Consider the following 13260-nt stretch of genomic DNA (forward strand, 5'->3'; position numbering starts at 1 on the left):
TCCGCAGCCTGATGTCAGAAGCAAACCGAATAGCGAGATACGTCGCGACGCTTGATGGGCTCTTCATGTACCTGACGGGCGTTTCAGTGCCCGCCCAGCCCAGGGATACCCGGTCGACCGGGTATCCCTGCCCGCCGACTCGGCTTCAGCTCAGGCCGGTGAGCTTGCCGGCGATGCCGCCGGCGGCCTTGAGGGCGACGCCCTCCTCGAAGTTCCGGGTGACCTGCGGGACGTGCTTCTCGGCCTCGGCGATGGCGCTGGTGAGGACCTCGGAGGCGGGGGTGTCGGGCCACAGGTAGAGCGAGAGGGCGCCGGGGATCGAGTTGACCTCGTTGATGAAGACCTCGCCCTTGCCGTCGGAGAGGAAGTCGATGCGGAGGATGCCGGTCAGGCCGGTGAGCTCCACGACGCGTACGGCCAGATCCTTGATCTGCTTGGTGACCGACTCCTCGACCTGGGCCGGGAACTCGCGCGGGGACGAGGACAGGCCGTCGGTGTGGACGTACTTGGCGGAGTAGTCGTACATCTTCGCCTCGTCGGAGCGCAGCGGGCGCTCGATGTCGCTCACCGCGATCTCGGGCGCGGTGCGGACCGAGGCGTTGAGGTCGAAGAGATCGGGACGGTAGGGCTCGACGACCGCGCCGGCACGCAGGTGCGGCGAGGTGTTGAGGAGCGCGAGGCCGGTCTCGTAGTCGTCGACCACCTCGATGCCGATCGAGGAGCCGCCGAAGCGCGGCTTGACGATGTAGGGACCCTCGAAGGACGGGGTGGCGTAGCGCGAGAGCAGCTCGCGCTGCAGCGACGGCAGGCCGGCGTTGAGCATGACCGCGCCGAAGGCGAGCTTGTCCATGCCGAGCGCGGCCGAGGCCGGGGTGGCGCCGGTCGCCTTCAGCCCGGCGAGCTCGAAGAGCCACTGGATGCCGCCGGCCTCGCCTGCACCGCCGTGGAAGGCGGAGAGGATCGGACCGGTCTCCAGGCGCTTGCCGCCGCCGAAGCCACCGACGGTGTAGAAGCCGTCGCCCTTCTCGGTGCCGAGGCGGAACTCGACAGGCTTGGAGCCCTTCGGCTCGCCGCCGAGGAAGTCTCGCGCCTCCTGCTTGGCGGGCACCAGGAACCACTTGTCGGAGCGTGCCCAGTAGAGGCAGGTGACCTCGACGCCGGCACCGGAGAGGACCCGCTCGGCCTGCAGGCCGGTGAGGATGCTGATGTCGTGCTCGGCGCTGGGACCGCCGAAGACGATGGTGGCCTTGGTAACGCTCATGGTGAAAGCTCCTGGGGTCCTACGCGTAGTGATCGGGGAGGTCGTTCTCGTAAAGCACCACGTCGCCCTCCTTGGCCGCGGTCAGCGCATGATCCGCCGCCGCCTTGCGGCTGTCGAACTCGTGGGTGCGCGCCGGGTCCCCCGCACGCAGCGCTTTTCGGTTGGTGCGACCGACGATGCACAGCTGCATCTTGTCGGAGGCCGTGGCAGCCTGCGCGAACGCGATGTTGCGCGCGGCCTGCTCGGTGCCCAGCTCGACCATACCGGGCGTGATGGTCCATACGGTGCCCGACTCCCCTGCCAGTCGCTTCGCCTTCGCGAGCGCGGCGGCGGCGCCGGTCGGGTTGGAGTTGAAGGTGTCGTCGATGACCCACACGCCGCCGGGCGTCTGGTTGGCCTCGGCACGGTGAGGAGTGCCGGGGATCGACGACAGCCGCTGGGTGATCGTCTCGATCGGGACCTCGACCGCGAGCGCGAGCCCGACGGCGATCGCCACGTTGATCGGGTGGCCGACCTCGTCGGGCAGCTCCACGGCGTACGTCTGGTTGTTGATCGTCAGCGTGCCGTCGGTGACGATGACCTCCGCGGCGGTGCCGGGCACGGCGGAGCAGGCGATCACGCGCTTGCTGGCGCGGAGGTTCTCGGCGATGAGGGCGAGCTCGGGTACGTCGATGTTGAGCACGACCGTCGACGCCTTCGGGAGGATCTCCGACTTGGCCTTCACGATGGTCTCGCGCGACTTCATCCGCTCCAGGTGGGCCTCGCCGATCGTGGTGATCGCGGCGACCTCCGGCGGGAAGATCTCGGTCAGCTCGGCGATCTCGCCCGGACCGTAGGTGCCCATCTCGGCCACGAAGATGTCGGTGCCGGGCTGGAGGCGGTCGTTGACCGCGCGGGAGAGGCCCATCGCGTTGTTGAAGCTCGCCGGCGAGGCCAGCGTCGACCAGCGGCCCTGCATCAGGTGGGTGGCGTAGTTCTTCGTCGAGGTCTTGCCGTAGGAGCCGGTGATCGCGACGATCTTCGGGTTGACCTTCCGGATGGTGGCGGCGGCCTGCACCTGCCACTTCTTCGCCATCGCCTTCTCGATCGGCCACATGATCGCGAGTGCCGCCTCGGCCAGCGGGACCGCGAGGATCGGGAGCAGGCCGGCCGCGACCGGGACGAACAGAGCGATCAGCAACGTGACGACGGCGTGCAGCACGAAGAGCACCCCGGCCAGCCGCTTGACGCGGTCGGTCCAGACCAGCCGCTTCGCGCCGGTGAACGACATCCCCACCGGCCAGCCGACGAACAGCATGGCTCCGACGAGCGCGCCATAGGGCAGCACGAACGACGCCAGGCAGACCACGACCACCGCGCCGAGCAGGATCGCCTCGACCGGGCGGGCCTTGATCCAGATCCACTCGATCGCGAACAGCCGCGTCGGCTCGTAGTGCTCACGCTGAGCGACTCGCAGCCAGCGGTAGTAGGAGACCAGGGTCAGCGCGGAGGTGACCAGGACGATCCACATGCTTCTTCTTCAGCCCCTCAGATTCAGTTCGTACGAAGTTCGTCGATGGCGCCGCGAAGGCTCTTGACGAGGCCCGCGTCGAGCAGGTGGGCGGATCCGGGGACGATCTCCAGGGTCGCGTTTTCCCCCAGGATCTCCATGGCCTCACCGGGCATCCAGACCGGGGCGGCGGTGTCGTTCTCGCCCCAGATCAGGCGGACCGGGAGGTCCTTCGGGATGGCCGCCAGTTGGTCGGCGTAGGACTCGTTGACGACCTTCACGAAGATGTCGCGGATGATGCCCTTGGCATTGCGGTAGTCGGTCGAGCCGTACTTCTCCCGCAGCGCCTCCATCCTGGACTCGGGGATCAGCCCCTTACCGTGGAGCCAGCGACCGACCCGGTAGGCCAGCTTGGGCTTGCCGCCGGTCTTCGGGCGGAACAGCGGCACACCGGTGAGGATGACCCCGCGGACGAGTTCGGGCCGGGTCGCGGCGAGCTGGACGGCCACCCGGCCGCCGAAGCTGTGACCGACGAGCACCGGGCGATCGAGACCCTCGAGGATCTGGGCCAGCCACTCGGCGTAGTCCTTGCTTCCCCAGACCTCCTCGGGGGCCGGGGTCGCGCCGAATCCGGGCTGGTCGAGCGCGAGCGCGTCCAGGCCCTCGAGCGTCGATCCCCAGTCGCTGCGGTTGCGGGCCCAGCCGTGCAGGGCCACGACGGTGGCAGCATCCTTGCCGTGCTTCTCACCGAAGGCACGTCCATCCAGCAGGGTCGTCAACACGGCCGCAACCTTATCCGGGACCGTGCGCCGACCCGTAACCGCGCGGCGCGTGAGGCCCGTCGCGGGAGGGGCAATAGGGTCGAAGCCATGGATCACAAGCCCGCCACGATCGCCGTCCACGCCGGGCGGCCGGCTCACGAGCCCGACCAGCCGCTCAACGTACCGATCACGATGGCCTCGACCTACGTGGCCGGCGGCGACAAGGAGTACGGGCGCTACACCAACGACGCGTGGGTGGCGTTCGAGGAGGCCCTCGGGAGGCTCGAGGGCGGGCGGGCGCTGTCGTTCGCCTCCGGCCTCGCGGCGGTCGCGACGCTGCTGGACCTGGTCAACGACTCGGTGGTCCTGGCGACCGAGCAGAGCTACCTCGGGACGATCGGCCAGCTGGCCGACCTCGAGGCCCGCGGCCGGCTGACCGCCCGCCTCACCGACTTCTCCGACACGGCCTCGGTCGTGAAGATGCTCGAGAAGCTCGACGGCGAGGTCGCGCTGGTCTGGGTCGAGACGCCGACCAACCCCGGGATGCAGGTCGCCGACCTGCCTGCGGTCATCGACGCGGCCCACAAGGCCGGAGCGCGGGTCGTGGTCGACAACACCTTCGCCACTCCCCTGCTCCAGCAACCGCTCGCGCTCGGCGCCGACATCGTCATCCACTCGGCCACCAAGTTCATCGCCGGTCACTCCGATGTCGTCATGGGTGCGGTCGTCGTCTCCGACGACACGCTGTGGGACGTACTCAAGGCTCGTCGCGACCTTCTCGGCGCGATCCCCGGCCCGTTCGAGGCCTGGCTGGCGCTTCGCGGCCTTCGTACGCTGCACCTGCGCGTCGAGCGCTCCGCAGCCAACGCGGCGACCCTCGCCGAGCGGCTGGCGGCGCACCCCGCCGTCGCCGAGGTCCGCTACCCGGGCTTCGGCGGCATGCTGGCCGCCGTCCTCCCGACGGCAGAGCAGGCCGACCTCCTGACCCGCTCCACATCGCTGTGGGTCCACGCGACGTCTCTTGGCGGCGTCGAGTCCACCTTCGAGCGCCGGCGGCGCTGGAAGACCGAGTCGTCGACGGTGCCCGAGGGGCTCGTGCGGATGTCGGTCGGGATCGAGGACGTCGACGACCTCTGGGACGACCTGTCCCAGGCGCTGGAGCGCCTCGGAGGCTAGTCCGCCGGAATCGGACTGACCACCAGCGCGGACCCGCCGCCGCGGCGCCAGGGCTCCGCGGTCGACGTCAGCAGCCCGTCCGGGCCGATCTCGATCGCGGTGGCCGCGCCGAGCTCTGCCGCGGGTGCGAAGCGGTGTCCGAGCGACGTCAGCGGTCCTCCGTACGCCTCGATGAACGCCGGCTCGGCACCGGGGTTCGCGGCGTTGCGCTGGGAGACGCGCGGCGCCGCCATCGCCTCCGGCAGCGTCCGGCCGCGCGCGAGCCGCTCGATCAGGATCTGGAGCACGGTGGTGATGATCGTCGAGCCGCCGGGCGATCCGACCGCCAGCACGGGCCGGCCGTCGGAGAGCACGATCGTGGGTGACATCGAGCTGCGCGGGCGCTTGTTGGGCTCGACCCGGTTGGGGTCGTCGGGCCGGTAGGTCGTCGAGAAGTCGGTCAGCTCGTTGTTGAGGATGAAGCCGCGGCCCGGCACGGTGATCCCGGATCCTCCGGTCTGCTCGATGGTCAGGGTGTATTCGACGACGTTGCCCCAGCGGTCGACCACGGTCAGGTTGGTGGTCTCCAGGTTCTCGGTGTCCTTCGCGGTCTCACCGGTGCCGGCCGGCTCGTCGCAGACGCCGTCGTAGTCGTACGCGTCGCCTGCCGCGACCGGCTTCGGCCGGGCCGCCGCCGGATCGATGCCGCAGGCGCGTTCGGCGGCGAAGGTGTCGTCGAGCAGCGCGTCGACGGGTACGTCGACGTGGTCGGGGTCGCCGAGGTAGGCGCCGCGGTCGGCGAAGGCGATCGCGCTCGACTCGATCAGGTGATGGTAGGCCTCGGTGTCGTTCATCCCGGCCAGCTCGTAGCGCTCCAGGATGTTGAGCGCCTCGCCGACCGAGGTGCCGCCGGAGGAGGGCGGCGCCATCCCGTAGACGTCGAGGTCCCGGTAGGTCGAGTGGGTCGGCTTGCGGTCGGGCGCGGTGTAGGCAGCGAGGTCCTCAGTGGTCACCCAGCCGGGCGGCACCGGCAGGTCGGTGTCGTCGGTCTTCGGCGGCTCGGCCACCGTCGCGGCGATCTCCTCGGCCAGCGGGCCGCGGTAAAAGGCCCGCACGCCCTTGCGTCCGAGCAGGTCGTAGGTCGCGGCGATGTCGGGATTACGGAACCGGCTGCCGACCTCCGGCGCGGACCCTCCAGGAAGAAATAGTTCCGCGGTGGAATCGATCGCTGCGAAACGTTCCTGGTTGTCGACGGTCTGCTGGCGGAAGGTCTCGTCGACGACGAACCCCCGGCGGGCCAGGCGCGCGGCCGGCTCGAGCGACTGGGCGAGCGTGCGCGTTCCCCACTTCCGCAGCGCCTTGTCCCAGGTCAGCGGGGTGCCCGGCACCCCGACCGAGGCACCGCTGGTGACCATGTCCGGGAAGAACGGGTACTCCTTCCCGGTCTCCGGGTCGATGAACGCGTCGCGCGGCATCGCGGCCGGCGCCTTCTCGCGCCCGTCGATCGTCTCGACCTTGCCCGTGCGCGCGGAGTAGTGCACGAAGAAGCCGCCTCCGCCGATCCCGGCCGAGTAGGGCTCGGTCACTCCCAGCGCGGCCGCCGTCGCGATCGCCGCGTCGGTCGCGTTGCCGCCCTTGCGCAGCACCTCGAGCCCGATCCGGCTCGCATCGGCGTCGACGCTCGCCACCGCGCCCCCGTACCCCACCGCGGTGGGCACCTTCGGCGGCGGAGCGAGCCGTTCCTCCGGGGCGGCGGCCGCCCCGGCGTACGGGACCAGGGTGGCCAGCGCGAGCGCACCTCCGGTCAGCGTGGCAACAACTGCAGAGCGACGTCCGAGCATGGCGATCTCCCAGGATTGACGGCCCAACGAACGTACTACTACCGCGCCCACCCCGAATTACGTTCTGAAATTCCTTAATTAGTAAGGGTTGCTTACAAATAAACGGGCTGCCACCATCGAAAGGCGATCGGGCGCCTGGTGCCCGAGCAAGCCATCACCTCGGAGGTGTCACCATGCATGTCGCCTTGCCCCCACGAAGATCACGCCGGATCGCCGGCCTTCTCATCGGCGCCCTCGCCGGAGCACTCGCCCTCACGGGCACGCTCGCCCTCACCAGCACCCCGTCCAGCGCATCGCTGCAGACGGCCGCCGCGGAGCCGACCGCCATCAACGGCTACCGCAACGTCGGCTACTTCGTGCAGTGGGGCGTCTACGGCCGCGGCTTCAAGGTCAAGCAGCTGGAGACCTCCGGCGTCGCCGACGACCTCACCCATCTCAACTACGCCTTCGGCAACATCCACCACCAGACGCTGACCTGCTTCGAGGCCAACAAGGCCCAGGGCGAAGGACCCAACGGCTCCGACGGGGCCGGTGACGCGTGGGCCGACTACGGGATGTCGTACGCAGCGGGCGACTCCGTCTCCGGCGCCGCCGACACCTGGAACCAGCCCCTGGCAGGCTCGTTCAACCAGCTCAAGCAGCTCAAGGCGAAGCACCCGGGCCTGAAGGTGCTGCTCTCTCTGGGCGGCTGGACCTGGTCGAAGAACTTCTCCCTCGCCGCGGCGACCCCGGAGTCGCGGCGCAAGCTCGTCTCCTCGTGCATCGACCTCTACATCAAGGGCAACCTGCCGGTGATCGACGGCCGCGGCGGCGCCGGCGCGGCGGCCGGCGTCTTCGACGGCTTCGACATCGACTGGGAGTGGCCGGGATCGCCCAACGGCAACGCCGGCAACCACGTCGACCCGGTCAACGACCGCGCCAACTTCAAGGCGCTGCTCGCCGAGTTCCGCTCCCAGCTGGACGCCCTGGGCGCAACCACGGGCAAGGACTACCAGCTCTCCGCCTTCCTCCCGGCCAACCCGCAGGACATCGAGGCCGGCGGCTGGAACGACCCGGCGATCTTCCGCTCGCTCGACTTCGGCAACATCCAGGGCTATGACCTGTGGGGCGCCTGGGACCCGAAGCTGACCGGCCATCAGGGCAACCTCTACGCCGACCCCGCCGACCCGCGCCCCGACGGCAAGCGGTTCAGCGTGGACCAGTCCGTCCGTGCGTACCTCGACGCCGGAATCTCACCGGCCCAGCTCGGCCTGGGCATGGCGGCGTACGGCCGCGGCTGGCAGGGCGCGACCTCCGCACGGCCGTGGGGTCCGGCCACCGCCGCGGCTCCGGGGACGTACGAAGCGGGCAACGAGGACTACGACAAGCTCAAGACCCGCGGCACCGACCACTACGACGCCGCCACCGGCGCCGCCTGGCGCTACGACGGCAACCAGTGGTGGACCTACGACAACGTGTCGACGATCAGGCAGAAGGCGGCCTACGCGATCTCCAAGCGCCTCGGCGGCGGCATGTGGTGGGAGCTGTCCGGTGACCGCCAGGGCGAGCTGATCGGCACCTTCGCCGACGCCATGCGCAACGGCACCGGCGGCCCGGTCGAAGAGCCCGACCCGACCGATCCGCCGACCGAGGAGCCCACCGACCCGCCGACCGACCCGCCGACCGACCCGCCGGGTGGTGCGGCCGCGTGGTCGGCCTCGACGGTGTACGTCGCGGGCGACCGCGTCACCTACGGCGGTCACCTGTGGGAGGCCAAGTGGTGGACCCAGGGCAACACCCCCGGCACCGAGGAGTGGGGCCCGTGGAAGGACCTCGGCACCGCCTGAGGCCTCACCGACAGCGACGGCCCCGGAGCACTCGCTCCGGGGCCGTTCCGTCTCGATGTCCTACTCGGTCTCCGCCTTCGTCGGCCGCTCGAGCATCTCGTCCATGATCTCGCTGACGGTCTTGGCGCCGGAGACGACGTCGTCGACGTACTGCGCCAGCGGCACGTCCACGCCGACCTTGGCCGCCAGCTCGCGCAGCGAGTGGGACGACTTGGCGCCCTCGGCGACCTGGTGGCTGGAGGCGAGGATGTCGGCGGTGGTCATGCCCTTGCCGAGCTTCTCCCCGAACGTACGGTTGCGCGACAGCGGCGAGGAGCAGGTCGCGGCCAGGTCACCGAGGCCGGCGAGACCCATCAGGGTCATCGGGTTGGCGCCCAGCTTCACCGCCAGCCGGGCGGTCTCGGCCAGACCGCGGGTGATCAGCGACGCCTGGGTGTTGTCGCCGAAGCCGAGCCCGGCGGCCATCCCCGTCGAGATCGCGACCACGTTCTTGTAGGCCCCGCCGATCTCGCAGCCGACCACGTCGGTCGAGGTGTAGGGGCGGAAAGCGGGCGAGTGCACACGCGCTTGGATCGTCTTGGCGACCTCCTCGTCGGCGCACGCCACCACACCGGCGGCCGGCTCACGACGGATGATCTCCTTGGACAGGTTGGGGCCGCTGACCACCGCGATCCGCTCCGGCCCGGCGCCGGTGACGTGGGCGATGACCTCGCTCATCCGCTCCAGGGTGCCGAGCTCGACGCCCTTCATCAGCGAGACCAGCGGCACCTCCTTCGGCAGGAACGGCGTCCAGTCGGTCAGGTTCGCCCGCAGCGTCTGCGACGGAGCCGCGAGGACGACCAGCTCGGCTCCGTACGCCGCCTTCTCGATGTCGTGGGTGGCGCTGATGTTGTGGGGCAGCTCGGTGCCCGGGTGGTAGTCGGGGTTCTCGTGGGTGTCGTTGATCGCCGCCGCGACCTCCTCACGACGCGCCCACATGGTCACGTCGTTGCCCGCGTCAGCGAGGATGACCGAGAACGCGGTGCCCCATGAGCCCGCTCCGAAGACCGCCACCTTGCCAGTCACGCCGACACCTCCGTAGCGCGAGCGCCAGAATACGGACGCGGCGGCGTGTTGTTCTTACGGTTCACTCGCTGACGCTCGCTCAATTGCTGTCCTTCTTCTTGCTCTTGCGGGGGTCACCGGTCGCATTCACACCGGCCTTCTTCGGGTCGAAGAGCTCGCTGGGCGGCTCCTCCTCCCGGATGTCGGCCACCAGGCCGACGATCGCCTTCATGATCCGGTCGGTCGCCTCGTTCACGACCGCCGGCGTGTGCTCCTGGACCTCGAGATCCTTCAGGTCGACCGGGTCCCCGATCTTCATCTGGATCATCTTGCGGCCGATCAGGTGCGGCTTGAGAGAGTACGCCGGAAGCAGCTCCTGGGCTCCCCACTGTCCCACCGGGTAGACCGGGGCACCGGTCGCGAGCGCGATTCGGGCCGCACCCGACTTGCCGCGCATCGGCCAGCCGGTCGGGTCCTTGGTGATCGAGCCCTCGACGTAGACGACCACGATGCTGCCCTCGTTGACCGCCTTCACGGCCGCGTCGAACGCCGACGCGCCGGCCGTCCGGTCCACCGGGATCTGGCGCGCCGCCCGCAAAAACTTGCCCAACGGACCCTTGAACAGCGCGGCCTTGGCCAGGTAGCTGGGTCTGCGTCCGTAGTCCCACACGATGTGCGCGGCGGTGAACGGGTCGATCTCGGAGACATGGTTGAGCGCGAACACCGCTCCCCCGCTCTCCGGGATCTTCTCGCCGCCGTCCCACTGGTGCTTGGTGGTGGCGAGAAGGACGGGCTTCACGATGCCGACAGCCACGACCCATGGCCAGCCGAGCTTGCCCTCCTGGAACTTCCGGTACTTTCCCACGCACGCAGGCTACCGGGCCGTCACCTCGGGGTTGTGAGATACCTGTCAGGATCTACCCTGTGCCTGCACCTGCACTCGGTTACGTCGTCCTGCTGCCCGTGAAGCCTCCGGCGCGCGGCAAGTCCCGGCTGGTCGGCATCGAGTCGCACGAGCGGGCCGACCTCGCCCGCTCGTTCGCCCTCGACACCGCGGAGTCGTGTCTGGCAGCCGCCCACGTCGGTGCGGTCCTGGTGATCACCGACGACTCCTTCTTCGCCGCCGACGTCGCCCGCCTCGGTGCCGCCGTCATCCCGGACGGGGTCAGCGGTGACCTCAACGAGACCCTCGTACAGGGTGCCCGTGAGGCTCGGCGCCGCTGGCCGGACCTTCGCCCCGCGGCCCTGTGCGGCGACCTGCCGGCGCTCCGCTCCGCCGACCTGGACGCGGCACTGACCGCCGCGGAGGGCTCCGAGGCTGCGTACGTCGAGGACGCGGCGGGCGGGGGAACCACGCTCTACACCGCGTCCCACGACCGCTTCCGCCCCGCGTTCGGGCCCGGGTCCGCCGCCGCCCACCGGGACGGCGGCGCCCATCCGCTGGAGGGCGACCTCCACTCACTGCGCCACGACGTCGACACCCTCGAGGACCTCGAGGCCGTACGCAGGCTGGGGCTCGGGCCGCGTACGGCCCTGGCCTCGGTGCGGGTCGCCAGTCTCGGCTAGGAGTCGCTCGTCGGCGTCTCGGCCGGGGTGGCAGGGGTCGCCGAGGTCTCGTTCGCGGGTGCCTTCTTGGCGGGTGCCTTCTTGGCTGCGGGGGCCTTCTTCGCCGCCGTCTTCGTCGCGGGAGACTTCTTCGCGGGCGACGTCTTCTTGGCCGCGGTCTTCTTCGCGGCCGTCGTCTTCACCGGCGTCTCGGAGGCCGCCGGCGTCGCGGGCGTCGCCGCGGCGGAGGTCTTCTTGGCCGCAGGTGCCTTCTTCGCGGTCGTCGTCTTGGCAGCGGTCTTCTTGGTCGCCGTGGCGGTGGTCTTCTTCGCCGCGGGCGCCTTCTTGGCCGTGGTCTTCTTCGCCGCGGTCGTCGTCTTCTTCGCGGGGCTCTTCGTCGCCGTGGTCTTCTTGGCGGCGGTCTTCTTCGCCGGCGTGGGCTTCTCGACCGGCGCGGGCTTCTCGACCGGCGCGGCTGCCTTCTCGGAAGCGGCCGGGGCAGGCTTGACCCCCGGGTCCGCGACGGGCGCGACAGCGGTCTCGGGCATGACGGCCGGCTTCGCAACCGGCTTGCCACCCGGCTTCACGACAGGCTCTGCTGCCTCGGCCGGCGCCTTGCGTCCGGGCCTGGGGACCTTGACCTTCGGCACGGATGGGATCTTGACCTTGCCGGACACCACCTCGGCAACCAGCTTGCCGGCCGTGTCCTTCACCGCACCGACGACTTTTCCGGCCTGTTTGCTTGCATCAGCTACTCGTTTTCTCACCACGCGATCGACCTTAGGCCATTCCTGGTCCTTCCGAACATACCGACGGCATGTGAAAACGGATTGTTCACCTGATCTCTCCTGATTCCGCCGGCTTCCCGTGGTTACTGTGGGGAGACTCGGGGCACGTCCGTAGCACAGCTTCGACATCTCAGCCTTCGGGGACAGGACGAGGAAGGTACGACCATCACCGACGTGCACATCGACGAGGAACAGCCAGCCGTGGTGCTCGAGGAGCAGCCGCCCACGGTGAGGCACAGCCGTGCCGGGATCCTGTTCTCCGCCTGCATCATCCTCGCCATGCTCGCCTCCGTGGCCTGGCTCGCGGTCCACACGACGCGGCTCGCCGAGGGACGCACCGGCGCCAACGCTCCCACTCCCGCGCCGCCCGCTCCGACGGTTCGCAACAGCGCGCCCGCCATCCCGGCGACGTACGCCGATCTGCCCGTCGGTCCCGCGACGACGCTGCCGTTCGTCGACCAAGCCGGCAGGCTCCAGCTCGGTGCGCAGCCGCAGAAGGTCTACGGCTCCCAGATGAGCGTGGCCGGCTGGACGGTGCTGATGTATGAGCGCGCGGACAAGCCCGGCCCGGTGTGGATCGCGCGACGCGGCAGGACCATCCAGGTCCCGGGCCTGTGGGTCCAGCCGGTCCTGAGCAAGGACGGCAACCAGCTCTTCGCCGTGCAGCAGACCGACGACGAGGCCTCCGCCCTGGTCGCGGTCGACACCGCGACCGGCGAGGAGACCGACCGCCTCGTGCTCGAGGGCGCCCCGGCCGCGACCGCAGTCCTCGGCACCGACCGCACCCGCGCCTACTTCCGCACCGGCATCGTGCCCACCCCGGCGCCCGCACCCGGCAACTACGGCGAGCTCACCGTCTCCCGGCCACCGGTGACGGCCTGGGATCCCGGCCACGCGACCCAGCGGATCTCGCTGCCGCTCGGCTATCAGCAGCTGATCCCGCTGCGCCGCGGCGTACTCCTCCACAACCCCGGCGAGTGGGAGGCCCGCTTCGCCGCCATCGAGGCCGACGGAAGCCTCACCCAGCCCGGCGTCCACGCGGCCCTGCCCGGCTCCGTCGCGGACTCCCCCGACGGCTCGATCGTCGCCATCGCCCGCAACCCCAGCGACCCCGGGATGATCAGCTACGGCGCCGAGCGCGGCATCGCGGTCAACATGAGCACCTCCGAGCACATCGACCTTCGCGTACCCGACGCCGTCGAGAAGGTCTACGTCGCCGGATTCGAGTCCGACCGCAGCGTCGTCCTCTACACCGCGACGGGCTCGGACTCCTGGTACCTCCGCTGCTGGGTCGACACCGGCTCCTGCGACCGCATCACCGGCTCCCAGCGTGGTGCCGACGGCCGCCAGATCCGCCTGCCCGGCCTCCCCTGACCCACCGAGACGTCAGCTACGTCGGCCGAGACGGCACTCGTGGACGCCGAGACGTCAGTTGCGTCGGCCGAGAATGCACTTGTGGGCGACGAGACCAAATCCGTCCGAGGGCGCGCCCTGCGCATCATTCAGGCACTCATTACCGCCACCGAAGCGCAGGGCCATACGGAGGCGCT

General features: G+C 70.0%; 11 protein-coding genes. 4 read left to right on the forward strand and 7 right to left on the reverse strand.

All coding sequences use genetic code 11. The features are described from left to right. Positions 1-145: 145 nt before the first annotated feature. Genes ACFVJS_RS19765 through ACFVJS_RS19775 form a run of 3 tightly spaced genes read right to left on the reverse strand, consistent with a single transcriptional unit; the run spans position 146 to position 3532 of the window. Entirely contained in the window at positions 146-1261 is a 1116-nt protein-coding gene (locus tag ACFVJS_RS19765; protein WP_378883801.1) for a hypothetical protein, read from the reverse strand. 19 nt (positions 1262-1280) lie between these two features. After that, positions 1281-2771 (reverse strand): Mur ligase family protein, encoded by a 1491-nt coding sequence (locus tag ACFVJS_RS19770; protein ID WP_378883803.1) that lies wholly within the window; start codon positions 2769-2771, stop codon positions 1281-1283. 23 nt (positions 2772-2794) lie between these two features. Then, entirely contained in the window at positions 2795-3532 is a 738-nt protein-coding gene (locus tag ACFVJS_RS19775) for an alpha/beta fold hydrolase (RefSeq protein ID WP_378883805.1), read from the reverse strand. An 87-nt stretch (positions 3533-3619) separates the two neighbouring features. Between ACFVJS_RS19775 and ACFVJS_RS19780 the strand changes: the two genes are divergently transcribed. Continuing rightward, positions 3620-4687 carry a trans-sulfuration enzyme family protein gene (locus ACFVJS_RS19780; RefSeq protein WP_378883808.1) on the forward strand — a complete coding sequence of 356 codons (1068 nt, stop codon included), beginning with the start codon at positions 3620-3622 and terminating at the stop codon, positions 4685-4687. On the opposite strand, the gene ggt is transcribed toward ACFVJS_RS19780, so the two are convergent. Continuing rightward, entirely contained in the window at positions 4684-6507 is a 1824-nt protein-coding gene (gene ggt / locus ACFVJS_RS19785; RefSeq protein WP_378883811.1) for a gamma-glutamyltransferase, read from the reverse strand. The two genes, ACFVJS_RS19780 and ggt, sit on opposite strands and share 4 nt — an antisense overlap. A gap of 173 nt (positions 6508-6680) precedes the next feature. On the opposite strand from ggt, the gene ACFVJS_RS19790 reads away from it, so the two are divergent. Beyond that, positions 6681-8333 (forward strand): glycosyl hydrolase family 18 protein, encoded by a 1653-nt coding sequence (locus ACFVJS_RS19790; RefSeq protein WP_378883813.1) that lies wholly within the window; start codon positions 6681-6683, stop codon positions 8331-8333. Between the two features lie 60 nt (positions 8334-8393). On the opposite strand, the gene ACFVJS_RS19795 is transcribed toward ACFVJS_RS19790, so the two are convergent. Together ACFVJS_RS19795 and ACFVJS_RS19800 are read right to left on the reverse strand one after the other, a co-directional pair. Further along, positions 8394-9398, reverse strand: coding sequence for an NAD(P)H-dependent glycerol-3-phosphate dehydrogenase (locus ACFVJS_RS19795; protein ID WP_378883816.1), 1005 nt, complete (start codon positions 9396-9398; stop codon positions 8394-8396). 79 nt (positions 9399-9477) lie between these two features. Then, the gene (locus ACFVJS_RS19800) at positions 9478-10242 is read right to left on the reverse strand and encodes a lysophospholipid acyltransferase family protein (protein ID WP_378883819.1); all 765 of its coding nucleotides are present in this window, start codon (positions 10240-10242) and stop codon (positions 9478-9480) included. Between the two features lie 59 nt (positions 10243-10301). Between ACFVJS_RS19800 and cofC the strand changes: the two genes are divergently transcribed. After that, positions 10302-10943, forward strand: coding sequence for a 2-phospho-L-lactate guanylyltransferase (cofC, locus tag ACFVJS_RS19805; protein ID WP_378883822.1), 642 nt, complete (start codon positions 10302-10304; stop codon positions 10941-10943). On the opposite strand, the gene ACFVJS_RS19810 is transcribed toward cofC, so the two are convergent. Next, the gene (locus ACFVJS_RS19810; RefSeq protein WP_378883825.1) at positions 10940-11635 is read right to left on the reverse strand and encodes a hypothetical protein; all 696 of its coding nucleotides are present in this window, start codon (positions 11633-11635) and stop codon (positions 10940-10942) included. The two genes, cofC and ACFVJS_RS19810, sit on opposite strands and share 4 nt — an antisense overlap. Positions 11636-11884: 249 nt before the next feature. On the opposite strand from ACFVJS_RS19810, the gene ACFVJS_RS19815 reads away from it, so the two are divergent. Then, positions 11885-13084, forward strand: coding sequence for a hypothetical protein (locus ACFVJS_RS19815; RefSeq protein ID WP_378883827.1), 1200 nt, complete (start codon positions 11885-11887; stop codon positions 13082-13084). The last annotated feature ends 176 nt before the right edge of the window (positions 13085-13260 follow it).

Source organism: Nocardioides sp. NPDC057772, assembly GCF_042798075.1.
Classification (GTDB): domain Bacteria; phylum Actinomycetota; class Actinomycetes; order Propionibacteriales; family Nocardioidaceae; genus Nocardioides.